23 protein-coding genes and 1 tRNA gene are annotated in these 23,942 nt (G+C 73.3%); 7 read left to right on the forward strand and 17 right to left on the reverse strand.

All coding sequences use genetic code 11. The features are described 5' to 3' along the window. The 3 genes from ACLII4_RS00600 to ACLII4_RS00610 form a co-directional block, all read right to left on the reverse strand. Window positions 1-840 carry a polymorphic toxin type 23 domain-containing protein gene (locus tag ACLII4_RS00600; protein ID WP_412068945.1) on the reverse strand — a complete coding sequence of 280 codons (840 nt, stop codon included), beginning with the start codon at window positions 838-840 and terminating at the stop codon, window positions 1-3. A gap of 17 nt (window positions 841-857) precedes the next feature. Next, window positions 858-1,103, reverse strand: coding sequence for a MoaD/ThiS family protein (locus tag ACLII4_RS00605; protein WP_412068946.1), 246 nt, complete (start codon window positions 1,101-1,103; stop codon window positions 858-860). Between the two features lie 182 nt (window positions 1,104-1,285). Further along, entirely contained in the window at window positions 1,286-2,236 is a 951-nt protein-coding gene (locus ACLII4_RS00610) for a hypothetical protein (RefSeq protein ID WP_412068947.1), read from the reverse strand. Window positions 2,237-2,401: 165 nt separating this feature from the next. Here ACLII4_RS00610 and ACLII4_RS00615 point away from each other — a divergent pair, with 165 nt between their 5' ends. Further along, the gene (locus ACLII4_RS00615) at window positions 2,402-3,169 is read left to right on the forward strand and encodes a winged helix-turn-helix domain-containing protein (protein WP_412068948.1); all 768 of its coding nucleotides are present in this window, start codon (window positions 2,402-2,404) and stop codon (window positions 3,167-3,169) included. A gap of 213 nt (window positions 3,170-3,382) precedes the next feature. On the opposite strand, the gene ACLII4_RS00620 is transcribed toward ACLII4_RS00615, so the two are convergent. From ACLII4_RS00620 to ACLII4_RS00675, 12 genes are all read right to left on the reverse strand, one after another. After that, on the reverse strand, window positions 3,383-4,921 hold the full coding sequence (locus tag ACLII4_RS00620; RefSeq protein ID WP_412068949.1) for a beta-N-acetylhexosaminidase: 1,539 nt from the start codon (window positions 4,919-4,921) through the stop codon (window positions 3,383-3,385). Window positions 4,922-5,045: 124 nt separating this feature from the next. Further along, a complete protein-coding gene (locus ACLII4_RS00625; protein WP_412068950.1) occupies window positions 5,046-5,606 on the reverse strand; it encodes a hypothetical protein in 561 nt (186 codons plus the stop codon). Between the two features lie 146 nt (window positions 5,607-5,752). After that, window positions 5,753-6,394 (reverse strand): MarC family protein, encoded by a 642-nt coding sequence (locus tag ACLII4_RS00630; protein ID WP_412068951.1) that lies wholly within the window; start codon window positions 6,392-6,394, stop codon window positions 5,753-5,755. Window positions 6,395-6,483: 89 nt separating this feature from the next. Continuing rightward, window positions 6,484-7,047 (reverse strand): DUF2306 domain-containing protein, encoded by a 564-nt coding sequence (locus ACLII4_RS00635; RefSeq protein WP_412068952.1) that lies wholly within the window; start codon window positions 7,045-7,047, stop codon window positions 6,484-6,486. Window positions 7,048-7,096: 49 nt separating this feature from the next. Continuing rightward, window positions 7,097-7,831 carry an ABC transporter ATP-binding protein gene (locus ACLII4_RS00640; RefSeq protein WP_412068953.1) on the reverse strand — a complete coding sequence of 245 codons (735 nt, stop codon included), beginning with the start codon at window positions 7,829-7,831 and terminating at the stop codon, window positions 7,097-7,099. 68 nt (window positions 7,832-7,899) lie between these two features. Next, window positions 7,900-9,324: an efflux RND transporter periplasmic adaptor subunit gene (locus ACLII4_RS00645; RefSeq protein WP_412068954.1), complete on the reverse strand. Its 1,425-nt coding sequence runs from the start codon at window positions 9,322-9,324 to the stop codon at window positions 7,900-7,902. A 66-nt stretch (window positions 9,325-9,390) separates the two neighbouring features. Further along, entirely contained in the window at window positions 9,391-10,863 is a 1,473-nt protein-coding gene (locus ACLII4_RS00650; protein WP_412068955.1) for a TolC family protein, read from the reverse strand. Between the two features lie 49 nt (window positions 10,864-10,912). Further along, window positions 10,913-10,999: transfer RNA gene (locus tag ACLII4_RS00655), tRNA-Ser, on the reverse strand. Between the two features lie 59 nt (window positions 11,000-11,058). Next, window positions 11,059-11,247: a hypothetical protein gene (locus tag ACLII4_RS00660; RefSeq protein ID WP_412068956.1), complete on the reverse strand. Its 189-nt coding sequence runs from the start codon at window positions 11,245-11,247 to the stop codon at window positions 11,059-11,061. A 33-nt stretch (window positions 11,248-11,280) separates the two neighbouring features. Then, on the reverse strand, window positions 11,281-12,861 hold the full coding sequence (locus tag ACLII4_RS00665; protein ID WP_412068957.1) for a hypothetical protein: 1,581 nt from the start codon (window positions 12,859-12,861) through the stop codon (window positions 11,281-11,283). A 221-nt stretch (window positions 12,862-13,082) separates the two neighbouring features. Beyond that, complete coding sequence (gene folE / locus ACLII4_RS00670; protein WP_412070581.1) at window positions 13,083-13,718, reverse strand: GTP cyclohydrolase I FolE; 636 nt, start codon at window positions 13,716-13,718, stop codon at window positions 13,083-13,085. A 28-nt stretch (window positions 13,719-13,746) separates the two neighbouring features. Then, the gene (locus ACLII4_RS00675) at window positions 13,747-14,154 is read right to left on the reverse strand and encodes a 6-pyruvoyl trahydropterin synthase family protein (protein WP_412068958.1); all 408 of its coding nucleotides are present in this window, start codon (window positions 14,152-14,154) and stop codon (window positions 13,747-13,749) included. Between the two features lie 383 nt (window positions 14,155-14,537). Here ACLII4_RS00675 and ACLII4_RS00680 point away from each other — a divergent pair, with 383 nt between their 5' ends. Both ACLII4_RS00680 and ACLII4_RS00685 read left to right on the forward strand, forming a co-directional pair. Continuing rightward, complete coding sequence (locus ACLII4_RS00680; RefSeq protein ID WP_412068959.1) at window positions 14,538-16,244, forward strand: serine hydrolase; 1,707 nt, start codon at window positions 14,538-14,540, stop codon at window positions 16,242-16,244. A gap of 81 nt (window positions 16,245-16,325) precedes the next feature. After that, on the forward strand, window positions 16,326-19,034 hold the full coding sequence (locus tag ACLII4_RS00685; RefSeq protein WP_412068960.1) for a DUF4344 domain-containing metallopeptidase: 2,709 nt from the start codon (window positions 16,326-16,328) through the stop codon (window positions 19,032-19,034). Here the strand turns inward: ACLII4_RS00685 and ACLII4_RS00690 are convergent. Then, window positions 19,031-19,789 carry a creatininase family protein gene (locus tag ACLII4_RS00690; RefSeq protein WP_412068961.1) on the reverse strand — a complete coding sequence of 253 codons (759 nt, stop codon included), beginning with the start codon at window positions 19,787-19,789 and terminating at the stop codon, window positions 19,031-19,033. The two genes, ACLII4_RS00685 and ACLII4_RS00690, sit on opposite strands and share 4 nt — an antisense overlap. 105 nt (window positions 19,790-19,894) lie before the next feature. Between ACLII4_RS00690 and ACLII4_RS00695 the strand changes: the two genes are divergently transcribed. From ACLII4_RS00695 to ACLII4_RS00705, 3 genes are all read left to right on the forward strand, one after another. Continuing rightward, window positions 19,895-20,239, forward strand: coding sequence for a histidine triad nucleotide-binding protein (locus ACLII4_RS00695; protein WP_412068962.1), 345 nt, complete (start codon window positions 19,895-19,897; stop codon window positions 20,237-20,239). Window positions 20,240-20,322: 83 nt separating this feature from the next. Further along, window positions 20,323-21,087, forward strand: coding sequence for an ABC transporter ATP-binding protein (locus ACLII4_RS00700; RefSeq protein ID WP_412068963.1), 765 nt, complete (start codon window positions 20,323-20,325; stop codon window positions 21,085-21,087). A 127-nt stretch (window positions 21,088-21,214) separates the two neighbouring features. Then, window positions 21,215-21,979: an SDR family NAD(P)-dependent oxidoreductase gene (locus ACLII4_RS00705; RefSeq protein WP_412068964.1), complete on the forward strand. Its 765-nt coding sequence runs from the start codon at window positions 21,215-21,217 to the stop codon at window positions 21,977-21,979. A 221-nt stretch (window positions 21,980-22,200) separates the two neighbouring features. Here the strand turns inward: ACLII4_RS00705 and ACLII4_RS00710 are convergent, their stop codons facing one another. After that, window positions 22,201-22,770: a hypothetical protein gene (locus ACLII4_RS00710; RefSeq protein ID WP_412068965.1), complete on the reverse strand. Its 570-nt coding sequence runs from the start codon at window positions 22,768-22,770 to the stop codon at window positions 22,201-22,203. A 103-nt stretch (window positions 22,771-22,873) separates the two neighbouring features. Between ACLII4_RS00710 and ACLII4_RS00715 the strand changes: the two genes are divergently transcribed. Further along, complete coding sequence (locus ACLII4_RS00715) at window positions 22,874-23,620, forward strand: tryptophan-rich sensory protein (protein ID WP_412068966.1); 747 nt, start codon at window positions 22,874-22,876, stop codon at window positions 23,618-23,620. Window positions 23,621-23,942 lie beyond the last annotated feature (322 nt).

A 23,942-nucleotide genomic window follows, 5' to 3' on the forward strand; every position in this document is an offset into this window, starting at 1 on the left:
TCAATAGAGCCCCCCGCCCTCGTTGAGCGCGAGCCGGATGAACAGGCGCGGCGCTTGGTCGCGCCGCGGGATCTGGCCGTCGTCGATCAGGTCGTGAAACGTGTTCTGGATCGCTGACCGGATGCCCTCGGCGTCGACGCCGAGCGACAGCGTCAGGCCGCCGTGGATGGCGTCGAGCGCCAGGACGCCGTGCGAGTACGCGCCGCCGAGTTGGGCCGAGAGGTCGTAGGTCTCATCGCGCGTGAGCCGGCCGAGCCCAGCCGTCGTGCCCGTCCAGATCACGGCGCGGATGCCGAGGCCGACTGGCGTCTCGCGGTCGGTCCGGACGATGCGAACTCGGATGGCGGCCGTGCGAAACTCGTCGCGAAGCAGGTGGGCGAACGCGTCGTTCTCATACGCGACCTCCACCACCGAGCGCGCCGTCGCCAGCCGGTACCGAATCCCGCCCGACGCCTGCGAGGTGCCGTCGGAGTCGAGGTAGCCGAGGAGCGCGTACGCCAGCTCGTGGCGCCGGACGCTCAGCTGCAACACGTCCCCGGTCGCCCGCCGGACGGACGCCCCGAACGCGACGGCCAGCTCGACGCCGGGCTGGGCGCCGACGCTGGCGCCGGGGATCCCCAGGTCGTCGACCAAGCCCTCGACGCCGACGCCGGCTCGCGCCAGCAGACCTACGGAGCGCCCACTGCTCAGGGGCGCGGCGGCGTGGAGGCGCGCGCCGAGTGCCGTCTCGTGCGTCCCGACCTTCGCCGTCGCGGCGGCGCCGATCTGGACGCGCGGGGCGTCGAGCAGCGAGCCACTCCCCTGCCCCGCACACGGCAGCGCCAGAAGAGCCGCCAGCACCCATGGGAGGCACCGCCTCATCCGCCGCTGACAGGCGTAATGAGCGCCACCTCGGCACCGGGCGCGATCGTCGTCGCCAGCGGCACGTAGCGATGGCCGACCGCGAGCCGGATCGTCGGGCGGTGCCGGGCGATGGGCGCGTGCGAGAGCGCTAGCCGATCCAGCAGCGCGTCGCCGGTTGCCCCGTCGGGCATCTCGGCCGTCACCTCGGGCGCGCCGATCTCGCGGCGGAGCACATCGAACAGGAGCACGCGGACGGTCACACTCGGGCGGGTGGGTGGGGGCCCGAGTCTACGGCGCTGCGGCACATCTCTCTTCGGGAACGAGACGACCACTCGTCGCCCGAGAGGTCGTTCCGACCCTCCCCTCCCGGACGGGAGGGGACGCCGTAGGGGAGGCCGAGACTCATCAACGCGTCGCCTAGACTTGTCTATATGCCGTAGGCCTACGGCCGGGGCAGCGCGAAGGGTGGCGCGAGCACGGGGCGGTGCCAGCCGGGCCGGGCGGCGTCGAGCACGAGCGCGTGCGCCGCGCCGACGGCGTAGAACGCGAGCCGGCCGTCGCGGGCAAGATTGGCCGCCGCAAGCTCCGTCGCCAGCGACACTCGCAAGGCATCGGCGGCTTGCGCGTACGGGATGGCCCCAAGAGTCTGGAACGCCGCGCTGGGCGAGTCCAACGACGCGGCGGCTTGCGCCAGCCGGATCTCGGCGTAGCGGGCCACGCCCTCCTGCCACAGCTGGAAGTCGAGGTAGCGGTCGTCGCGCGGCGCCAGCACGGCCCGCAGCGCCGCTCGCGCGTGGGCGACGTGCGCCAGTGCTGCGTCGGGATCTCGGGCGCTGAGCGCGCACGCGAGCGCTCGTCGGTAGCCGTCGAACGCCGCGCCCACGGCCGGGTCGGCGTACGGGAACGGGAAGTCGAGCATCCACATCCCCGACGTGTCGCCGTCGGCCAAGTCGAGCGCGGCCACGTCGTCGAAGTAGCCGGGACGGCTCATCTGGCGTTGGTGGACGCGCTCGTGGAGCAGCGTCAGCACCCAGGCCGTCGGCTCGCGCCCCGTCTGCGCGGCCGTGCCGACGACGACGGTGGGGACGCCGGCGATGGGGAACGTCGCCAGCAGGCCGGGCGCGAACTGACGCGGGCGGTCGTGAAGCGCCCCGCCGAGCGCGGGGTCCTCCCCCGCTGGCGCCCAGCCGTCGGGCGGCGTCGGGTGTCCGATGAGCACCTCGCGGTCGCCGTCGACCACGAGCACGGCGAACGGTACGGCACCGCTCTCCCACAACGTGCCGTCGAGCGCGTCGACCAGGCGGACGGCCTCCGCCAGCATGGCGTGGTCGGCGGGCGCCAGTGGCTGGGCGGCAGCGGGCAAGGCGAGGCATAGGAGCAGCAGGGTGCGCATCGGACCGGGGACGACGGGGCCCGAGGCTAGGGGCAGACGGGCAGCCCGGGCCGTAGGGCGCTCGAAGGGATCTCGGAGGTCTGTCGGAGGCGGGCCGTTTGGCGGCGGAGGCCCGCCCTCCGAACTTCCTCCGACGCCAAAGAGCGCACCTCTCCCCTCCCCGCCATGACGCCGCCCCCCGACTGGACGTTCTCGATCGGCGAGTTGACCGTCGTCCCGCACGCCAACGAGGTCCGCCAGCCGAATGGCACGACGGTCCGGCTGGAGCCGAAGGCGACGGCCGTTCTGGTGATGCTGGCGGCGCACCCCGGCGAGGTCGTCACGCGCGAGGCGCTGGTCGAGACCGTCTGGCCCGATGTGGTCGTCACCGAGGCCTCGCTGACGCGGTGCGTGTCGCAGCTCCGGCTGGCGCTCGGCGACGACGCCCGCGAGCCCACGTTTATCGAGACGATCCCTAGGGTGGGCTACCGGCTGCTGGTCTCCCCCGACGACGCCGAGGCCACCCCCGCGCCGGCGGCTGCGCGCCGCGTGGTGCTCGTCGCGGCCATCGCCCTGCTCGCGCTCGGCGGCGCCATCGCGGCAGCCCTCCTCGCAGCGCCGGTCGCGAGCGACACAGGCCTCACGGTCGACTACCGCGTCGAGGTGGACGGCACGATGGAGCAGGCGTCTGTCACTACGACCGGCGCCGATAGCGGGCGGGTGACGGACACGGTGACCACGTTCCCGTTCACGCGCACGGTCGAGATGGGCGACCGGGCCGAGGGCACGTTCCGGGTCAGGGTGCGCGGGCAGGCCACCGACGCCGAGGTGCGCGTCTCGGTCGCCGTCCGCCGCGGCGACAGGGTGCTGACGCGCCATGAGGCCACGGCGACGGTTTCTGGCGAGTCGCCCGAGGCCGTCGACGTGTTCGCGCTGGCGACGGTCAGCGAGTAGCGAGGGAGGCGCCCATCCTCTCTCTGCACACGTCATCCCGAGCTCCGCGAGGGATCTCAGCGTGAGCGCCCAGTTCTCGACCAACGGAAGGAAGGGCTACGCGGTCGAGCAGAGATCCCTCGTCGCTCCGCTTCCCTCGGGATGACACATTGAGAGTTCGGCGATGGTCCGAAACCAGCGGGAGGCGGGTCGACTCCCGCCGGCGTCGGTCCGTCACTCCACGCCGTCGGGGGCCCAGTCGACCTCGGGGGAGCGGTAGAACGACACCCCGAGGGCAGCCCAGCGAGGGCCGAAGGCACCGAGGCGGGCGCGGTAGCCGGTCCACGAACGCGACGCTTGCGGGGTCCACCCGATCTCGGCGACGCCCGCGAGCCGGGGGAAGGCCAGGAACTCGATGTCGGAGATCGTCGCCAGCGTCTCCGACCACAGCGGCGCCTCGACGCCCCAGACGGCCGCCTCGGGGACGCCCGCCACGGCCGTCGCCGGGTCCCAGTCGTAGGCGTCGCGGACGCCGTTCAGGCCGGGCCACGTCAGGCCCAAGATGGTGTCGGCGTCGTACTTGATGTCGAGGTAGATCCGGTCCGACGGCGAGAGCACCACGCGAGCGCCCTCCGCGACGGCTTGCGCGATGCGCCGGGCGACGGCCGGCACCTGGGGACGCCAGACCTGCACGACGGCGCCGGGCGTGAGGTCCGCCGCCGCCACGTCGTCCCACCCCACGAACGTCCGGCCCGTCGCCTCGACGACGCGCTGGGCACCCTCGACGAACGCTGCGAACTCGGCCGCGCTCAGCTCCTCGACCTCGTCGCCACCCAAGTGGATGGCGTCGCCGGGGAAGGCCGCGAGCGCGGCGACCACGTCGGCGACGAAGGCGTCCGTCGCGGGGGTGCCGACGCAGACGGCGCTGAAGCCGACGTTGGTGCCGGTGTATGGGGCTCGCGCGCGGCCGTCGCAGTTGATCTCGGGGATCGACGCCAGCGCCGCATTCGTGTGGCCGGGCAGGTCGATCTCGGGGACGACGGTGATGAACCGCTCGGCCGCATACGTGACCAAGCCCGCGTAGTCCTCGGTCGTGTAGAACCCGCCGGGCCCGCCGCCGACCTGCGTCCGCCCGCCGACGCGGGTGAGGTCCGGGCGGCCGGGGATCTCGATCCGCCAGCCCTGGTCGTCGCTCAGGTGGAGGTGGAGCCGGTTGAGCTTGTGGAGCGCCATCAGGTCGAGCACGCGCTCCACGTCGGGCACGTCGAAAAAGTGGCGGGCGACGTCGAGCATCATCCCGCGCCACGCGAACCGGGGCGCGTCGACGATGCGGACGGCGGGGACCGCGAGCGACCGGAAGAGCGCCGCGCCGTACTCCACGCGGACCGGCATCAGCTGGCGCAGCGTCTGGACGCCGTAGAACAGCCCGGCCGGGGCCGAGGCGACGATCTCGACGCCGCCGGCGGCGACCTCCAGCGCGTAGCCCTCCGCGCCGTGCCCGGCGTCGGCGTCGATCCGCAACGCGATGGCGGGGTCGGTCGCGGCCTCCACGACCTGGGGCGTCGTGTCGACGGTGTTGCCGATGAGGGCCGCGAGCCCGGCGCCGATCCGCTGGGCCTCGGCGCCCGTCGCCACGATCGGCGTCGTCTCGGTGACGACGAACGGGGCGGCGTCGCGCCAGGCGACCTCGGCGGGGAGCGGGACGAGCGCGGGCTGGGCGGCGGCAGCGGTCGCCATCGTGAGGAGGGCGACGACGGTCGTGAGTCGGGGCATGGCGGCGGACGGGAGGCGACCGAGGATACGCTCCAGCCCTCCAGCCCTCCCCCTGTTCCCCTCATCCGCGCTCGTCCCGGGACAGCTCCGACCTATGGGGGAGCCTGAGCCGGAGCACACGCCATCACCCCCCCGTGGCCTTCCGGAGCCAGGCCGGGTAGCCGAAGGCGGCATCGGCGGTAAGGGCGGGCGCGTCCGCCACGCCAAGCCAGCGCGCGGCGCCGGCCGCCAGCGAGGTCCGGCGGCGGTCGACCGTGTCGCCTTCGGCCTCCAGACACACCGACCACCACGCGGCCACGCCGACCGTCACCGCCGACAGTTCCAGCGCGCACTGCCCCGTCGTCAGCTCCAGCACCCGCTGGCGTCGGCGCTTGGCGACCGCGAGCCACGGGCCGTCGAGCTCGCCCACCGACTCCGCCAGCGCGAACGACCACTTTGTCCAGGCCTCGGCGGTGGTCCGGGACGCGCCCGCCGCGACGGGCCCGGCCATCCCGTCGCGGCGCTTCATCTCGATCCGCCCCTCACGAAGCTTCACCCCAAGCGCGTCCGACGACGGCGCGAGGTAGCGGTCGGTGCGGGCCTCGTCGGCCACCGGCTCGCCGAGCGCGTCGAACCACGCGGCGACCGGGCCGGGGATCGGGCCGGGATGGAACCAGCGGACTTCGAGCGTGGGCGTGGCGATCATGCGGGGTGTACCGCCGTTCGAGCGCTGGCGATCCGGTGGACGTGCTCGACAGCCCCCTCCACGCACCGCTCCACACGTGGGGCCGGCGCCGGCGCCAGATCGCGCGCGGAGCGATGCGCTCGCGGAGGGTCTGCAAGGCGTCTGCGCTACGCGGCGCCGATCATGCCCAAGATGCCGGCGTGGATCATGGCGACGGAGATGGCGGCCAGGAACAGGCTGGCCACCTTCGCGATGGCCTTCGAGGTGCCCCGGCCCGCCAGCTTCAGGATCGCCGGGCCGAACGTGAAGGTGATGAACACCAGCGACATGTTGAGCAGGATCGACGCGAGCGTGACCACCCAGCCGAACTGGCCGTCCGAGATCAGGATCGTCGTGATGGCGCCGGGCCCGATGATGAGCGGGATGCCGATCGGGACGACGGGCAAGTCGACGGGCTCGTCGGGCGCGTGGTCGTGGAGCTTGGCGCGCTCCTTTTTGGAGCCGCCGCGCCGGTCCTTGATGTCGCCGAAGGCGAGGTCGGTCACGGCGATGACGAGCAGGATGATGCCGCCGCCGACGCGCAGGTCGTTGAGCGTGATGCCCAGCGTGTCGAAGATGACCTGTCCGGCGAAGAGCATCAGCACGGCCAACACGGCCGCCGCGAGCAGGGCACGGACCAGCAGCTGGCGCCGGTCGTGCGCAGAGAACGTCTCCGTCATCCCGATATAGAGCGGCAGGATGCCCGGGATGTTGATGGCGACGAAGAGGGGCAGGAACGCCGCGACGAGCGCGGCTACGAAGTCAGGCACGGAAACGGGGGGAGGGGCGGCCGATGATCGCGAATCGCCACAGGGTACCCCGTGACGACTCCGTGACGGGCGCCGAACTCACCGCCCGTTCACCGCGCCGCCGCGCGGCCTTCGCGGGCCAGCTCCGGGCCCGGAGCCGGAGGGGCCTCGGGGTCGACGAACGGGGCGAGCGCGAACCAGCCGGGTTGGCTCCGGGCGATCCACCACCGACCGACGAGGGGCGGGAGGCCCCAGACGACGAACAACGACAGGCCGATGGCGGCTCCGTGAGGCAGCCCCACCGACGCGAAGGCGACCATCAGCGGGCCCTGGAGGTGCCCGCCGGTCGCCATCACGAGTCCGATGTAGGACCACGCCATCCACATAAAGTGCCACGGCAGCCAGCCCGGCCGGCGGCGCCATGCCGAGACGGCCCCGGCCACGACGGTGCCCAGGCTGATGAGCGAGGCGACGTGGAACGGCCCGAACCCACGGAACATGGGCGTCGTGTCGCGCAGCCCGAACGCCAGCAGGCAGAGCCCGACCATCGCGCCGACGTACACGCGGCCCACGATGCGGTGGGGCCGGTCGCCCTTGCGCCGCGCCAGCACGGCCGCGCCCGTCGCGAGCGCCGTCACGCCGAGCGCGGTGTGGACGAGGGAAAGCGGGGCCATGGTGCCGGACGACAAGATGGACGCCCGGTACGCCCGACGGGCCGGCGGGTTACGCGGCCTCCGTCACCAAGTCGGCCTCCGCGATGCCCGCGAGCACCGGCGTCGCGACGGGGTGGTCGGTCTCCACGACGCCGTCGCGCAGGCGGACGATGCGCCGGGCGTGCGCCGCGATCTCGTCCTCGTGCGTCACCACGATGACCGTGTTGCCCTCGCGGGAGAGCCGCTCGAACAAGCGCATGATCTCGTCGGACGTCCCCGAATCCAGGTTGCCCGTCGGCTCATCCGCCAGCAGGATCGCGGGGCGGTTCACGAGCGCGCGCGCCACGGCGACGCGCTGGCGCTGGCCGCCGGAGAGCTCGTTGGGCTTGTGGTCCATCCGGTCCCCGAGGCCGACCCGCTCCAGCGACTCGGCCGCCCGGGCGCGCCGCTCGGCCCGGCCGACGCCCGCGTAGACGAGGGGCAGCTCGACGTTCTGGAGGCAGTCCTGGCGGGGGAGCAGGTTGAAGGTCTGGAAGACGAACCCGATCTGGCCGTTGCGGACCGCCGCCAGTTCGTCGTCGCTCAGCGAGCCCACGTCGCGCCCGTCGAGCTTGTAGACGCCGCTCGTCGGCACGTCGAGGCAGCCGATGACGTTCATCAGCGTGCTCTTGCCGGAGCCGGACGGGCCCATGATGGCGACGTACTCGCCGCGCTCGACGGCGAGCGTGCAGCCGCGCAGGGCGTGGACCTTCTGGGTCCCCATCCGATACGTCTTCCAGACGTCGGCGATGTCGATGACGGGCATGGGGTCGGCGTGTGCGGGTGGTCGAGGGTGCGGGCGTCTCAGGAGCGGGCGAGGGATCGCCGGTCGGCTCAGTCGTCCTCGCGCACGGCGTCGCCGTCCTCGAGCTCGGTGCGGAGCTGGCGGAAGGGGCCGGTGATGACGGTCTCGCCGCCCGTCAGGCCCCCTCGGATCTCGATGTGCGTGTCGTCGGTGATGCCGGTCTGGACCTCGCGCATCTGGGCCTTGCCGTCGACGACGACGAACACGACGCGGCGCAGGTCCTCGCCCTCAGGCTCGGGCCCGGACACCTCCTCGCCGCTCGCCTCGGCCTTGCGACGGCGCTCGCGCTCGATCTCGTTGAAGTCGCGGACGGTGACCGCCTGGATCGGGACGACGACCGCGTCGGGCACGGAGCGCGTGTAGATGTCGACGGTCCCGCTCATGCCGGGCCGCAAGAGGGGGCCGGGGCCGGCGGGCACGCCCTCCTCAGGCGCGCGCTCGGCGTCGACCGGCGTGTCGCCGGCGGCGGCCAGCCGGACGACGACCGGGAAGTTGGTGACGGCCTGCGAGGTGCCCGCGTTCTGGATCCGCGCCGAGTTGGCGATCTGGACGACGGCCCCGCCCAACCCCTCCTCGGGGTAGGCGTCGACCTCGATGCGCGCCGAGTCACCGATGGCCACGTTCACGACGTCGTTCTCGTTGACGTCGATCTCCATGGTCATCGCGTCGAGCCGGGCGATCCGCATGATGTCGGTGCCGGTCATGGTCGCCGTGCCGACGATGCGCTCGCCGACCTCGATGTTGAGCTGGCTGACGGTGCCGGTCATGGGGGCGTAGATGGCGGTCTGCGCGAGCTGCTGGCCCGCTTGGCGCGCGCCGACCTCGGCGCTGCGGACCTGGGTCCGGGCGCTCCGCACGCGGCCCTGGGCCGAGCCGACGCGGGCCGTGGCGCCGTTGACGGCTTGGCGGGCGGCGGCCTCGGACGCGGCGGCCACCTCGAAGGCGCCGCGCGCGGCGTCGAGCTCCATGGCCGAGGCCACGTCGCGGTCGAACAGGTCCTGCTGGCGGTCGAGGGCGCGCTGAGCGCGCTCGCGCTCGGCGGTCGCGCGAGCGAGGTCGGCGCGGGCCTGCTCGACGGCGCGCTGCGACTCGACGACGGCCGACTGCGCCTCGCCGACGCCGCTCTGGGCCGTCGCGATCTGGGCGCGGGCGCGCTCGGCCTCGCTGGCGTAGACGTCCGGGCGGACGCGGAAGAGCAGGTCGCCGCGCTGGACGCGGTCGCCCTCCTCGACGGCCAGGAAGATGACCTCGCCCGACACGTCGGACGAGATCGGGACCTCGACCTCGCTGGCCACGGTGCCGGAGGCGGTCACGGTCTGGGTGATGGTGCGGACCTGCACCTCGGCCGTCTCGACGGCGATGCCTTCCTCGCCGCCGCCCATCACAGCGGCCACGCCAACGAGCACGACGAGCAATACGCCAACGCCGATCAGAATCTTTTTGGTGGGGGACATTTCGAGAGTCGAGGGTGAGTCAAGTCGTCGCTGGACGCGATCGGCGAGCGAAGGTTACGGGAGGGCCTACTGACCGACGAGCGCGGCGATCTCAGCCGGGTCGATGTCGCCGACCGCCAAACGCACGAGGGCCTGCCGGAAGAGCAGCCCGTAGGCGGCCTGGGCACGGACCGACTGGGCGCGTGCGACGGCGGCCTGCGCCTCGGCCACGTCATACAAGGTGCCGGCGCCCAAGCGGTAGCGGTCGCGCTCGACGCGCAACGCCGCCGTCGCCGCCTCCACCTGGGCGACCGCCGCCGTCAGCCGCGCCCGCGCCGTGCCGGCCTCGACGAACGACTGCTGGACCTCGGCGGCCACCTGGCGGTCGAGGGCGTCGAGCTGGATGCGGGCCTCTTGGGCGCGGATCTCGGCCTCGACGACCGACCGGCGCGTCTGGTAGCGGTCGAAGAGGGGGACCGAGAGCTGGAGGCCGATGGACCCCGAGCGGTTGTCGGAGGCCTGGGTAAAGACCGGGGTCGTCTCGAAGGCCGGGTTTCCGGGGAACGTGAGCGGCACTCCGCCGACGAGCACGGGCGACCCGTCGTCGAGCGTGACCGGGAGCACGGGCGTGACGCCGACGGTGCGCTGCTGGAGGCTAGAGTAGCCCGTCCCCGCCGTGGCGGTCAGGCTCAGGCTGGGGCGGCCCTGGGCGCGAGCGCTGGCGACGCCGGCCTCGGCGGCCTCGATGGCGAGCTCCTGGGCGCGGCGGTCGGCGCGGGCCGCGCGGGCCGCGTCGAGGAGCTCCGCCAGCGGGGCGGTGGGCGCGTCGAGCAAGCCCGAGGCCTGGAGCCGGTCCACGTCCGGCCCAACGAAGCGGTAGGCCCCGAGCGGGTCGAGGCCGATGGTCTGGATGAGCCCGACGCGGTCGCTCTGGACGGCGCCCTCAGCGACGACGAGCGCCGTCCGTCGCTCGGCGACGACGGCCTCCTGCGCCAGCAGGTCGCCCCGGGGCCGCGCGCCGGCCGCGACGAGTTCGGCGACGCGTTCGCGCTGGGCGACGGCCGACGCCAGCGCCTCGGCCTCGATGGCGCGCAGCTCGCGGTCGAGCAAGAGCGTCAGGAAGCGTTGGGCCACGTCGAGGGCCACGGCCTGCTCCGTCCGCCCCAGCCCGGCCTCGGCCGCGTCGGTGCGCAAGCGCGCCTCGCGGACGAGCGCCGAGGTCCGGCCCCCGTCGTAGAGCTCGACCGACGCCCGCACGCCCACGTTCACCGTCTCTACGGTCTGGGAGACCACCTCGCCCGTCGTCTGGTCGAAGCCGAGCCCATAGCGCTGCTGGGGCGACACGCTCAGGAAGAGGTCGGGGAGCCGGTTGGCGCGCGCGGCGCGGACGGCCGCCGATCGGCCTCGGTCCCCGGCCTCCGACCGGCGGACATCGGGGCTCTCCTCGATGGCGAGGGCGACGGCCTCGGCGAGCGTCACGGCCGTGCTGTCCTGGGCGGCGGCGGTGGGCGCGAGGGCGGCGAGGACGGCGAGGGCGAGGGCTCTCAGAGACGGATGCATCGGTCGGGGGCGGGGCGGCGCCCTTGACGGAAGCGGGGCCGGCGGGTTGCGGAGAGGGTGGGATTCGAACCCACGGTACCCGTGAAGGCACTCCGGTTTTCAAGACCGGCGCATTCGACCACTCTGCCACCTCTCCGGATCGGGCGGTGCCCGGCGCCCAAATCTACACTGCCTCCTTGCGAGGGCGGACGCGCGCTATGATCGCAAGCGCTCGTTCTCCCGCGTCAGCCGGGCGACCTCCGTGATGGAGCCCTTGAGGTGGGCGCGCAGGTTCTCGTGCTCCTGGCGGAGCGCGTCCAGCTCGCCCTGGAGCCGGTCGATCTCAGACTTCACCTCGCGGAGGCGCGTCTTGGAGACTCGGATGGTGTCGGCGTCGTCGCTCATGTCGGGGCCGGGGCCCAGGAGGGGAGCCGAAAGCTACGGCGCGGGCGTGCCACCGGGGCCGGGGCCGTCGGGCGCATCGCCATCGCGGCTGGGCGGGGGCGAGTCGGTGCCGCCGTCGTCACCGTCATCAGCGGGCGGGGACGCCGGAGCGCCACCGGCCCCAGGGAAGCGGGGGATGTCGTCGGCGGTGACGGCGGCGCGCTGCTCGAGCGAGATCCGGGCTTCGCCGCTGCCCTCGGGCGCCCCGACGATGGCGCGGTAGGTGCCGGCGGTCTGGAGGGTGAGCGTGATCCGCGCACGGTCGCCATCGGGCTCGGCCACGGTCCGGCTGCCGTCGGGGCCGACGAGCACGAGCGACGGCGTGAACCCGTCGGTACGGACCTCCAGGCGGATCCGGTCGCCGACGCGGCCTCGGATGCCGTAGGCCTGCGACGCGCCGACCGCGAGCGAGTCCCTCGCGGTGACGCCGTCGGAGAGCGGGCGGGCCGCGGGCTCGGGCGTCGCCTCGACCTCTGGCTCGACCGCCAGTTCCACGGCGTACTTGCCCTTGGTGTCGGGCGTCTGCGACGACACAACGACGGTGTGGGTGCCCGTCTGGCCCGGGGTGAAGACGAAGGTGACGACGCCGCCCGCGCGCCCGGTCTCGCCACGGACCACGCCGTCGGGGCCGCGCACTTCGAGGATCGGCGCGAACTCGCTGGAGCGGACCGTCAGGGTGTGCTCGCGGTCGGAGACGCCCCGGAACTGGTAGCGGTCGCGGAAGAAGCCGTCGGCGCGCTCGCTGAACTCGCCGAGCGTGGCCTGGACCGGCGGGCCGCCAGCGGCGAGCGGTCGGACGGGCTCCTCGGAACGGATCCGGAAGGCGTAGGCGCCCTCCTGGCTGGGGCGCCGCGAGGAGATGCGGATGCGGTAGAGGCCGGGCGCGCGCAGGCTCCCGACGGCGACCGTGACGGTGCCGGTGTCGCCGTTCTCGTCCACGATGTCGCCCTCGATGCGGTCGCCCTCGGGCGTTTCGACCACGAGGTCGGGCTCGAAGTCGTCGGAGGACACGCGGAAGGTGAGGACGCGGCCCGACGAGTCGGCGGCGAAGGTGTAGAGGTCCTGGTAGCGGGCGTCCTCGGTCTCGAAGTCGTCGGCGGTGAGCTCGCCTTCGATCAGGCCGGGCTCGGTGACGGCGATGGCCTCGGGGCCGGTCGGGCCGGTCGGCACGACGACTTGCTCCACGGGCGCCTCGCCCTCGTCGGTCATCAGCCCGAACACGACGACGCCCAGCACCAGCAGGCCGGCGGCGCCGATCGCCAGCAGCACCATCGAGAGCCAGCCCCGGGACGGCTCCTCCTCGGTCGCCGGCGCCGTGCGCGGGCGGGGCGGGGCGGTCGCGGCGCCGTCGCCGCCCGCCAGCGCCGCCGTCGCGCTCCAGCGCGCGGCCGTGTCGTGCCCCTTGGGGCACCCGCCGACGGCCTCCCAGGTCTCCCGCAGCGACACCGTCCCGCAGGTGGCGCAGAGCACGACCTCGTTGGACGGGCGGAACGGGACGCGCGTGAGCGGATCGGCCACGCCGGACCGCAGGAAGCGGGCGTCGGCAGTGGGGTCGAGGCGGTGGAACTCGGTCACGGGATCGGCGGCAGAGGGGGGGCCAAGCTACAGAGCGGGGACCGGGGGGACGGTGAGCAGTCGGCGGATCAACGGCCGGGCGCGGCAGATAGCGCCGGCGCGCCGGTGGGGCTGGCGTTGCGCGGCCTGTCCCCCGTGCGTGAGCGCCTGGGGGCTGGCGCCGGCCCTGCTCGCGGAGCCCCGCGCGGACGGGGCTCCCGGCGCGAGCCTCCCGTCCGCACTCAGCGCGAGATGAGGCGCATGAATTCAGCCCGCGTGTCGGTGTTCTCGAGGAAGATGCCCGACATGGCGCTGGTGGTGGTCGACGAGTTCTGCTTCTCGGCGCCGCGCATCATCATGCACAGGTGCTGCGCCTCGATGACGACGGCGACGCCCTCGGGCTGGAGCACGCGGTCGATGGCGTCGCGGATCTGGAGGGTGAGCCGCTCCTGGACCTGGAGGCGCCGTGCGAACACGTCGACGACGCGGGGGATCTTGCTCAGCCCGACGATGCGGCCCTTCGGGATGTAGGCGACGTGCGCCTTGCCGAAGAAGGGGAGCGCGTGGTGCTCGCAGAGGGAGTAGACCTCGATGTCGCGGACGAGCACCATCTCGGAGTAGTCCTCCTCGAAGACCGCGCTGCGGAGCACCGCGTCGGGGTCGAGGCCGTAGCCGTGGGTCAGGAACTGCCAGGCCTTGGCGACGCGCTCGGGCGTCTTGACCAAGCCCTCGCGCTCGGGGTCCTCGCCGACGATCTCGAGCTGGCGCCGGGTGAGGGCGGCGAGCTCGTCGGTGGCGCCGTCGTGGTAGACGTCGGACCGCTCGTAGAGGAGCGGGCTGGCGAACTCGGTGGCGAGGTCGGAGGCGCCGGGGCCCATCGCGTCGGGGCGGCGGCCGGCAGGGTCGTTATTCGCCACGGTAGACGACGGAGTTGTTGTGGGTCTCGCGGAGGGACACCTCGTGGAGGCCGGGGACGTGGGGCGCGAGCTGTTGCCAGATCGCGACGGCCAGCGTCTCCGTCGAGGTCTGCTTCCCCGCGAGAAAGGGGACGTCGAGGTTGAGGTTCTTGTGGTCGAGCGGGCCGACGACGTGCGTCTCGATGACCGCCTTGAGGTCGGCGAGGTCGACGACGAAGCCGGTGTCGGGGTCGGGCGTGCCGGCGACGGTGACGTCGAGCTCGTAGTTGTGGCCGTGCCAGTTGGGGCTGTTGCACTTCCCGAAGGTGGCCCGATTCCAGTCGTCGGGCTTGTCGGGGTTGTGCAGGCGGTGGGCCGCGTTGAAGTGCGCTTTGCGCGTGACGTAGACGGTCGGCATCGGAGGGCGCGTGTTCGTCCGGGCCAACCGCCGGGCGTGGGGCGGCGTTCCGGGGGGAGGAGGAGACGAGGCGTAGAAGCTGGAAGTCGCCAGCGGGCGCGGTCGGCGCCAGCGGGTGGCCTCGCGATCGGCCGGCGGCGTGATGCGACACGGCGCAACGGGGAGGCTCGCGCAGGTAGACAGGCAGGGACCTCGGACCTGCCCTCCCGGACGGGAGGGCCCGGGGGAGGGCGACCGGCCCAGCGCCGGCAGGGCTCGCGGGGCAACTCTGCGGGGGCGGGCGGGTCTGGGGCGCGACGGCCCCTCCCAGACCCGCGTCGCGCCGGTATCGTAACCCGGCGGCTGGATTCCCGTTGGCCGTCCACACACACACCCCTGGCTCTGTGCTTCGTCTCGCGCTCCTCGCCCTTCTCATCCTTCTCGCCGCGCCGGCTCGGGCGCAGGTGGCCGCCGACGTCGAGGCGCTCGTCGAGGCGTACCACGAGGCCGACCTCTTCAATGGGTCCGTGCTGGTGTCCGACGGCGGCGAGGTCGTCTGGAGCGGCGGCGTCGGGCTGGCGAACGCCGAGTGGGCGGTCCCCAACGCCGCCGACACGCGGTTCCGCGTCGGGTCCGTCACCAAGCAGTTCACGGCCGCGCTCATCCTGCAACTGATGGAGGCGGGCGCGATCGATCTGCACGCGCCGGTGTCGACGTACGTGCCCGAGGTGCCGGTCGACGCGCGGATCACGACGCACCACCTGCTGGCGCACACCTCCGGCCTGCACAGCTACACGGCGCTGCCGGACTTCGGGACGTTCCAGCGCGATCCGCACACGCCCGCCGAGCTGATGGCGCTGACGGCGGGGATGCCGCTCGACTTCGAGCCCGGCGAGAGCTGGTCGTACAGCAACTCGGGCTACATCCTGCTCGGGATGATCGTGGAGGCGGTGACGGGCGAGACGTACGCGGACGCACTCCAGTCACGGCTGCTCGACCCCCTCGGCATGACGGCCTCGACCTACGACGACGGCGTGACGGTCTACGCCCGCGCCGCGAGCGGCTACTCGCGCGGGACGTTGGGCTTGCGGCAGACGAGCTACCTCGACACGAGCGTGCCGTACGCGGCGGGGATGCTGCTGGCGTCCGTCGAGGACTTGAAGACGTGGAGCGACGCGCTCTTCGCGGGGGACGTGTTCGAGTCGGCCGAGACCCTTGCCCTGATGAACACGCGGCACGCCGAGATCCCCGGGCTCGACCAGGACGGCGGCTACGGCTACGGCGTCTTCGTGGGCAACTTGGAGGTCGGCGGCCGGATGGTGCCGATCGTGCAGCACGGCGGCGGCATCAACGGGTTCACGACGGGGTTCTGGCGCTTGGTCGACCGCGACGCGGTGATCGCGGCGAGTAGCAACACGCAAGACGGCTCGGACGAGATGATCCAGGGACTCATAGCGATTCTCTACGGCGACGAGCCGGAGGTCCCGCGGCCGTCGGCGCTGGGCCTGCTGCGTGAGGCGCTGGCGGAGGGCGGCGCGGAGGCGGTGGAGACGGCGTTCGACGCGGCGCGCGCGGGCGACGAGGTGACCGTCACCGAGCGCGACCTCAACACCCTCGGCTACCTCGCGCTGGCCGACGGCGACACCGACACGGCGGTCGCGCTGTTCCGCCTCAACGTGGCCGCGTACCCCGAGGCCTGGAACCCGCACGACAGCCTGGGCGAGGGGCTGCTGGCGGCCGGCGACACGACCGGCGCCATCGCGAGCTACCGCCGGGCGCACGAGATCAGCCCCGCCGCGCCTTCCCCCCGGGCCGCGCTGGAGGCGCTCGGCGTCGACCTCGACACGGTGACGTTGTCGGACGCCATCCTGAACCGCTACGTCGGGAGCTACCAGATCCAGCCCGGCTTCGCGCTGACGGTGCGGCTGGAGGACGGGCAGCTCATCACCCAGGCGACGGGCCAGAGCGCGTTCCCGATGACGCCGATCTCGGAGACCGAGTTCGCGCCACCGTTCGACGCCCGCTTGGTGTTCGAGGCCGGCGACCCGGCGCCGGCGGTGACGCTGTTCCAGGGCGGCAACGAGATCCGTGCGGCCCGCGTGGAGGAGTAAGCGTCCCGGTTCTCCCCCTCCGAGGGGAGGGCCGTCGGGGCGGGGCGCCGTAGCATCCGGGCGAGGCTCTCCCCTGTCCCGATGCATCGACTCCTGCTGTTCGCCGCCGTCGCCCTCGTGTCCGCCCCCCTCGCGGCGCAGTCGTTCGGGGCCGGCGCCCGGCTGATCCGCTCGGGCGAGACGCTGACCGGCACGCTGACGCCGTCCGACCCCACGCTCGACGACGGCTCGCACTACGACCTCTACCGCTACGACGGCTCGCCGGGCGAAACCCTCGTGCTCACGCTGCGCTCGGACGACTTCGACGCCTACCTCATCGGCGGGGCGCTCGGCCGCGACGGCATCGAGGACACCGTGACCGACGACGACGGCGCGGGCGGGACGGACGCCCAGCTGACCATCGAGATCGGGGCGACGGGGCAGGCGGCGATTCAGGCCAACTCGCTGGGCGCGGGGGCCACGGGCCGGTACACCATCTTCGCCGAGTCGCTCGGCGGCGGCCGGGGCGCGGCGGTCGCCCAGGGCGGCCTGCCCATTTTGCGGGTCGGCGACACCGTGACGGGGCGGCTCAACACGACCGACGCGACGCTCGACGACGGCTCGCACTACCAAGACTTCGAGGTCTCTGGGGCGCCGGGCCAGCAGGTCGCCGTGACGATGCGGTCGACGGCCTTCGACGCCTACCTCCAGGGCGGGCCGGTCGCCGGGGGGGCCGTGCAGCCCGACGCCAGCGACGACGACAGCGGAGGCGGAACGGACGCGCAGATGGTCGTCACGCTCGACGCGAGCGGGGCGTACGGCATCCGCGTCAACTCGCTGACGGCGAGCCAGACGGGGCCGTTCACGCTGTCGGCCGAGGCGCTCACGGGACCGGCGCCGGGGCCGTCGGGGCCGGTGGCCGGGGCCACGCCGATCCGCGCCGGGCAGAGCCTCAACGGGTCGCTGGCGGCGGGCGACGACCAGCTCGGCGACGACTCGTACGCCGACGCCTACGTGTACCAAGGCGCGCCGAACGAGGACATCGAGTTCGTGCTCGCGTCGCAGGCCTTCGACGTGTACCTGCTGGGCGGCCCGACGCTGGCGGCCGCACGGAGCGCCGAGACGACCGACGACGACGGCGCGGGCGGGACCGACGCCCGGCTGCGCGTCACGACCGGCGCCGACGGCCAGTACGTCGTGCTCGCCAACTCGTACGCCGCCGGCGACACGGGCCCGTATCTCTTGACGGCGCGGTCGCTCTCGGGCGCCGCCCCCGCGCTCCCCGGCGTGACGGCGCTGGCGCTCGGCCGGTCCGTCTCGGGCCGCCTCGACGCCAGCGACCCGACGCTCGACGACGGCACGCACTTCGACTTCTACACCTACAGCGGCTCGGCGGGCGAGGACGTCGTGATCACGCTCACGTCGAGCGACTTCGACCCGTACATGCTCTTCCAGCGGATCGTCGGGGAGGAGCTGGAGCTGGTGGCGCAGGACGACGACGGCGGCGAGGGCACGAGCTCGCGGATCCGGGCGACGCTCGACGCCTCGGGGACGTACGTCGTCGTGGCCAACTCGTACGCCGCCGGCGCGACGGGTGCGTACACCGTGTCCATCGGGCGTCCCGGCGCCGTCGCCCAGGAGGAGGCGGAGGAAGCGGGCTACGCGACGCTGGAGCTGGGCCGGGTCACCTCGGGCCGGCTGGAGGCCGGCGACACGGTCCTGGACGACGACTCGTTCGCCGACCTCTACGTCTACCGGGGGACGCCGGGCGAGACCGTGACCGTCACGATGCGGTCGACGGCCCTCGACGCGTACCTGTCGATCGGCACCATCGAGGGGTCGGAGCTGGCGGTCGTCGGGCGCGACAACGACAGCGGCGGCGGGCGCGACGCGCAGGTCCGGTTCACGGTCGGGGCGTCCGGGCTGTACGCTGTCCAGGCCAACTCGCTCTCGGGCGGCGAGACGGGCGCGTACACCGTCGTGGTGGAGCCGACGGCGGCGCCAGCGACGCCCACGGCGGAGGGGCCGGCGCGGCGCGGCGCCGAGACCTCGCGGTTCGCGGGCAAGTGGGCCCCGCTCTCGTACGAGACGACGGCCAACTACGACGCGTACCGCACGCTCGTCCGCGACGGCCGCCACTTGGAGCGGATCTCGGAGCGGCTCGGGGCCGAGTACCCGGTCCCGCAGAACATCCCGATCCGGTTTTCGGAGTGCACCGAGCCCGGCGCCAGCGTCCCGTACATCAACGCCTACTACCGCTCGACGCCCGGCGACATCACGTTCTGCTACGAGTTGATGGCCGACATCGTCGGTCGGCTGGGGCAGGCGTACGCCCAAGACCAGCTGGCGGGCGTGGTCGACGGGGCCTACGACTTCGTGATGCTCCACGAGGTCGGCCACGCGCTGACGGACCAACTCGAGATCCCGATCACCGGGCGCGAGGAGGACGTGGCCGACCAGTTCGCCACGCTCGCGCTGCTCCGCCAGGGCGACCGAGGCGCGCTCGCGGCGCTCCACGGCGTCGACTACCTCTACCGACTCGGCGGCGGGCGCGCGGGCGGCGGCGGCGGGCGCCCCATGCTGGCCGACGAGCACTCGCTCGGCCCGCAGCGCTTGTACAACGTCCAGTGCTGGGTGCTCGGCTCGGACGTCGACAAGTACGCGTGGCTGGTCTTCGACGAGAATGGCGACGAGCGCACCGACGAGTACGGCCTCCCCCTCGACCGCGCGCGCCGGTGCGCAGCGGAGTACGCCCAGATGGAGAAGTCCTTCGAGGTGCTGATGGAGTACGTCTACCGCGAGCGCGACTAGCGGTACGGATCCGCCGGGTCCATCGCCGCCAGCTCGACCAAGAACGACGCGACGCGCTCGGCGACGGCGTCGACGAAGGCCGCGCCCTTGGCGGCCGTCGCCGCGCGGGGGTCGCCGACGCCGGTGTCGGCCGTCATGCGGCGCCAGTCGCGGGGGGCCCAGGCCCACCCCTCGCGGAGGGCGGCCACGCGGAACGGCCGCTCGGCCCCGTCGCCCGCCTCCTCCAGCGGGCGCACCAGGTCGGGCCGGAGGTGGAGCATCGCGCTCGTCTCCAGCTCGCCGGCGTGGTCGCCCGGGGCGTCGAAGTGGTCGGCGGCCGGGGCCGCGCGCCACCAGTCGAGGGTCGCCAGGAACAGGTCGGTCCGGCCCTGGAGCTCGCGGACCATCGGCTTGAAGTCGTTGCCGCCGTGCCCGTTGAGGAGCACCAGACGAGGGACGCCCGCGGCCTCCAGGCTCCGGACCACGTCGCCCAAGACGGCCGCTTGCGTCGACGGGCTCAGGTCGATGACCGGCCCCAGGCCGAGCTGCATGGCGTTCGCGCCGAACGGGATCGGGGGCAGGACGAGCGCACGCGCGCCCCGCGCCCACGCCCGCCGGGCCGCCTCGACGGCGACGGCCTCCGCCTGGATCGTGTCGGTCGCGTAGGGGAGGTGGAAGTTGTGGGGCTCCGTGGCGCCCCAGGGCAGGACCGCCACGTCGTACGACGCGTCGCGGACGGTGGACCATGGGAGATCGGCAAGAACGTGGGCGCGCATCAGGCGGCAGGCGGGGGCTCCGGCTACGCACAACCGGCTCGCGGCGGTCCGCTCTGTGCGCGAGCCCCGCTTAGCTTGCGCGCCCGCACTGCCGATACGCCGCCCGTGGCCGACGACCGAACGCTGTTCCAGAAGATCGCCGACGGCGACATCCCGGCCGACCTCGTCTACCAAGACGAGCGGGCCATCGCGTTCCGCGACATCGCGCCGCAGGCGCCGGTCCACATCCTCGTCGTTCCCCGCAAGCCGATCCCGCGCGCCGACGCCATCGAGCCCGAGGACGAGGCGATTGTCGGGCACCTGTTCACGGTCGCTCGCAAGGTGGCGCAAGGCGAGGGGCTGAGCGACTACCGACTCGTCGTCAACAACGGCGCGGGCGCGGGCCAGACCGTCTTCCACCTCCACGTCCACCTCTTGGGCGGGCGCGGCCTGCAGTGGCCTCCGGGATAGGGACTGTGGGGACTCGGGACTGGGGACTGGGCGCCTCTACCCCTCGTCCCGCTCGTCCCCTCAGTCCCCGTTCCCAATTCCCCATGATCTCTGTCCAGGACGTCCACGTCGCCATCGACGGCACGCCCATTTTGCACGGGGTCACGTTCGAGGTCGAGGCCGGGTCCGTCGCCGGCTACGTCGGGCCGAACGGGGCGGGCAAGACGACCACGATGCGGCTGCTCACCGGCGCGCTCCCGCCCGACGCCGGGCGCGTGGTCGTGGGCGGCATCGACGTGGTGGCCGACCCGCTGGCGGCGAAGCAGCGGTTCGGATACGTGCCCGAGCACGGCCACGTCTACGAGAGCTTCACCCCAGACGAGTACCTCACCTTCATCGGCCGGATGCACCGCCTGGACGAGGCGACGATCCGCGCCCGCGCGGCGGCCCACCTCGCCTTCTGGGGGCTCGCCGACGACGGCGACCGCTCGATGACGGGCTTCTCGAAGGGCATGAAGCAGAAGGTCCTGATCTCGGCGGCCCTCCTCCACGACCCGGCCGTTCTCCTGCTCGACGAGCCGCTAGGCGGCTTGGACGCACACGCCGTGCTCCAGACGCGGGCGCTGCTGCGGACGCTGGCATCGAAGGGCCGGTCCGTGTTCTACTCGTCGCACCTGCTGGACGCCGTCGAGAAGGTGGCCGACCTCGTCGTCGTGGTGCGCGACGGGCGGATCCTGCAGACGGGCTCGCCCGAAGAGATCTCGGCGGCCGGCGGCGGGGGCTCGCTGGAGAGCGCCTTCGGCAAGCTGACCGCCGCCGCCGACGCCTACGACGAGGCGGAGACGTTGGTCGCCGAGGCGTTCGACTAAGGGGACGGCTGAACGTGCGGCGTGGAGCGTGGAAGGTTCGGCGGCGCACCCCCGTCTGCCCACTGCGAGCCCCTCATCGCGTACTCTGAACGCCGCACGTTCAACGCCGCACCTTCCACGCCTTTCCATGGACACCCCCGTCGCCCTCGTCACCGGCGCCGCCAGCGGGATCGGCCGCGCGGTCGCGCTTGCCCTCGCGGCGTCTGCCCCCGGCCGCCCCGCGCACGCCGTCGTCGTCGCCGACTGCGACGAGACCGGGGCGCTGGCGACCGTCCGCCAACTCGAAGCGCTCGGCGCCGTGGCCCGGTTCGCGCCCTGCGACGTGGCCGTCGAGGACGAGGTCGCGGCGGCGGTCCACACGGCGACCGAGACGTTCGGTCGGCTCGACGTGCTCGTCAACAACGCGGGGATCGAGGGGCCCGTCCGGCCTGTCCACGCCGTCGCCGCCGACGACTGGCGGCGCGTGTTCGAGGTCAACGTCCACGGCGTGTTCTACGGGATCCGCCACGCGCTCCCGCACCTGCTGGCGGCCGGGCGCGGGTCGATCGTGAGCATCGCGAGCGTGGCTGGCGTCAAGGGCTTCCCGCTCCACGCGGCATACTCGGCCGCCAAGCACGCGGTCGTGGGGCTGACGCGGACGACGGCGCTCGAAGTCGCCCGCACCGGAATCCGCGTCAACGCGGTCTGCCCCGGCTTTACGGAGACGCCAATGCTCACTGGCGGGCTCGACGCGATGGGTCAGGCGCCCGCCGACCTTGCGCGCCGCATCCCCGCCGGGCGCCTGGGGCAGCCCGACGAGATTGCCGCCACCGTCGCCTACCTGTGCTCCGACGCCGCCGCCTACGTCACCGGCCAGATGCTCCTCGTTGACGGCGGCCTCAGCGCGGCCTGACGAGTTGTAGTGGGCTCGTCCGCTTCCCTCTCTCACATCCACCCTGCCGTCATTCCCGTGCACGCGAGGACCCAGCGGTCGGGAGCACGGCGGTGGCCCGCTCGCTGGATTGGCTGGCGCCTTCCCTAGCGGGGGCCTGGTCGGGGCCGGGAATGACGGCGATGGAGGGGGCGGCGAGTAGGACCGGCCCCTCCGCTCCGTGCAGACCACTCAGACGCGCCCTAGAGGCCTGCCGTCTCCTCCTCGTCCTCCAGCAGCGGGTTCTCATCGCCGGGACCGAACGTCATCGTGAGGTCGCGGACGGCGGCGTAGATCAGCAGCATCACGCCGACGGCCAGCCCGCCGATGACGGCCGAGAGCAGCGTCGTCGCGTAGAAGATGGCGCTGTACCACGCGTGCGGGATGCCGCTCGCCTCGCCGATCGGGATGACGAGCACGACGAGCAACAGCGTCGCCATCGCAAACACGACCACGTCGGCGAGCGCGATCTGGCGGATCCGCTCAAAGTGGCCGCCTCGGATGTCGGAGTCCGAGTTCGTGGTCAGCCCCAGGATCGTGAGCATCAGCGCCAGCGTGGACGCGCTGACCACCATCGCCGTCGAGGCGAACGTCCGGACGGTCGGGAGCGCGGCCTCGATCAGCAGCCGCGCCTCGCTGTCGGTGACGTTGCCGAGCAACACCACGACGGCGCCCATCAGCACCGTCGCCACGATGCCGGCCGTCAGCGCGATCCGCAGGTCGGCGCGGAGCTGGCTGCGGTCGTTGGGGGTCAAAGCGTCGAGTCCGAGCATCGGGGGCGATAGAGGGAGGCCGGGGTACGGAGGGCGGTGCCGGGAGGGTCCGGGGAGCCACGCGCGCGGCGTCGCGTTCGCAGGCTCTCCTCCGCCCCGCCCCATGCACGGCCGCCTCCGCCAACTCGTCGTCGTCGCCGTCGCCGTCTTCAACCTCGTGCTCAACGGGTTGGCGGGCGCCGGGCTGCTGTTCGGGGTCCAGACCGGCGCCGTCTCCGACGTCAACGACACGCCGATCACGCCGCCCGGGTGGGCGTTCTCCATCTGGTCGGTCATCTTCGTCGGCGTCGCCGTGTTCGCCGTGTGGCAGGCGCTGCCGGCCCAGCGCGGCGCCCGCCTCGACCGCGTCGCCGGGCCGTTCGTGCTGGCGAACGTGCTCAACGGGCTGTGGCAGATCCCGTGGCTAACGGGGCGGTTCGGGCTGGCGGCCGTCGTCATCGTCGGCATCCTGGCCTCGCTGGTGGCCCTGTACGTCCGCCTGGATCGGCTGGCCCTGCGCGGCGCCGAGCGCTGGGCGCTGGGCGTCCCGACGGCGCTGTGGCTGGCGTGGCTGGCCGTCGCGACCCCGCTCAACCTGACCGTCTGGCTCCGCGGCTTGGGGTGGACCGCCGACGCCGTCGTGTGGCCGATCCTGGTGATCGCCGCCGTGGGCGCCGTCGGCGCGTGGTGGCTCTCGCGGACGGCCGACCTCGCGGCGGCGCTCGTGCTGTGGTGGGCGTTCGCGGCCATCGGCACGGGCGTGGAGGGCGCGTTGCTGGCGACCGTCGGTGCCGCGGCGCTGGCGGTGCTCGTGGCCCTCGTCGTCGGTGCCCGCCAACAGTCGCTGTGGCCGACGGCGCACGCGGGCTAGGCTGGCCCCGTCCTGGGCGTCACCGCTCGGGGGCCCCTCACCCTGTCCCTCTCCCAGAGGGCGAGGAGACGCCATGGGCAGAGCCGCGCTCGGCAGCCCCCGCTCGGACGCGCACACAACGCGCCATCCTGGCGAGGCCAGCGTTGCGCGTCCACGCGCCCCCCCTTGGCAAGGGGGACCGTCCGCGTGGTGGCGTGCCGCCCGAGCGTGAGCGTCCCAGGGCTTGCGCTAGCCCCACATCCCTGGCCGCCGCGCGGACGGGGGTCTGCCGAGCTAAACGGTGACGTCCGGGCGCGAGCGCCTCGGGGCTTGGGTCAACCCG

Origin of the sequence: Rubrivirga aquatilis (genome assembly GCF_046845665.1) — a bacterium.
In the GTDB taxonomy this organism is placed as follows: Bacteria; Bacteroidota; Rhodothermia; order Rhodothermales; family Rubricoccaceae; genus Rubrivirga.

What these genes read in the sequence shown, in the direction of transcription:
- ACLII4_RS00660 (WP_412068956.1), bottom strand. Translation starts at nt 11,247, where the DNA reads ATGAGCGACGACGCCGACACCATCCGAGTCTCCAAGACGCGCCTCCGC.
- ACLII4_RS00620 (WP_412068949.1), bottom strand. Translation starts at nt 4,921, where the DNA reads ATGCCCCGACTCACGACCGTCGTCGCCCTCCTCACGATGGCGACCGCT.
- ACLII4_RS00625 (WP_412068950.1), bottom strand. Translation starts at nt 5,606, where the DNA reads ATGATCGCCACGCCCACGCTCGAAGTCCGCTGGTTCCATCCCGGCCCG.
- ACLII4_RS00640 (WP_412068953.1), bottom strand. Translation starts at nt 7,831, where the DNA reads ATGCCCGTCATCGACATCGCCGACGTCTGGAAGACGTATCGGATGGGG.
- ACLII4_RS00650 (WP_412068955.1), bottom strand. Translation starts at nt 10,863, where the DNA reads ATGCATCCGTCTCTGAGAGCCCTCGCCCTCGCCGTCCTCGCCGCCCTC.
- ACLII4_RS00685 (WP_412068960.1), top strand. Translation starts at nt 16,326, where the DNA reads ATGCATCGACTCCTGCTGTTCGCCGCCGTCGCCCTCGTGTCCGCCCCC.
- ACLII4_RS00705 (WP_412068964.1), top strand. Translation starts at nt 21,215, where the DNA reads ATGGACACCCCCGTCGCCCTCGTCACCGGCGCCGCCAGCGGGATCGGC.
- ACLII4_RS00615 (WP_412068948.1), top strand. Translation starts at nt 2,402, where the DNA reads ATGACGCCGCCCCCCGACTGGACGTTCTCGATCGGCGAGTTGACCGTC.
- folE (WP_412070581.1), bottom strand. Translation starts at nt 13,718, where the DNA reads ATGGGCCCCGGCGCCTCCGACCTCGCCACCGAGTTCGCCAGCCCGCTC.
- ACLII4_RS00700 (WP_412068963.1), top strand. Translation starts at nt 20,323, where the DNA reads ATGATCTCTGTCCAGGACGTCCACGTCGCCATCGACGGCACGCCCATT.
- ACLII4_RS00675 (WP_412068958.1), bottom strand. Translation starts at nt 14,154, where the DNA reads ATGCCGACCGTCTACGTCACGCGCAAAGCGCACTTCAACGCGGCCCAC.
- ACLII4_RS00710 (WP_412068965.1), bottom strand. Translation starts at nt 22,770, where the DNA reads ATGCTCGGACTCGACGCTTTGACCCCCAACGACCGCAGCCAGCTCCGC.
- ACLII4_RS00635 (WP_412068952.1), bottom strand. Translation starts at nt 7,047, where the DNA reads ATGGCCCCGCTTTCCCTCGTCCACACCGCGCTCGGCGTGACGGCGCTC.
- ACLII4_RS00645 (WP_412068954.1), bottom strand. Translation starts at nt 9,324, where the DNA reads ATGTCCCCCACCAAAAAGATTCTGATCGGCGTTGGCGTATTGCTCGTC.
- ACLII4_RS00715 (WP_412068966.1), top strand. Translation starts at nt 22,874, where the DNA reads ATGCACGGCCGCCTCCGCCAACTCGTCGTCGTCGCCGTCGCCGTCTTC.
- ACLII4_RS00610 (WP_412068947.1), bottom strand. Translation starts at nt 2,236, where the DNA reads ATGCGCACCCTGCTGCTCCTATGCCTCGCCTTGCCCGCTGCCGCCCAG.
- ACLII4_RS00690 (WP_412068961.1), bottom strand. Translation starts at nt 19,789, where the DNA reads ATGCGCGCCCACGTTCTTGCCGATCTCCCATGGTCCACCGTCCGCGAC.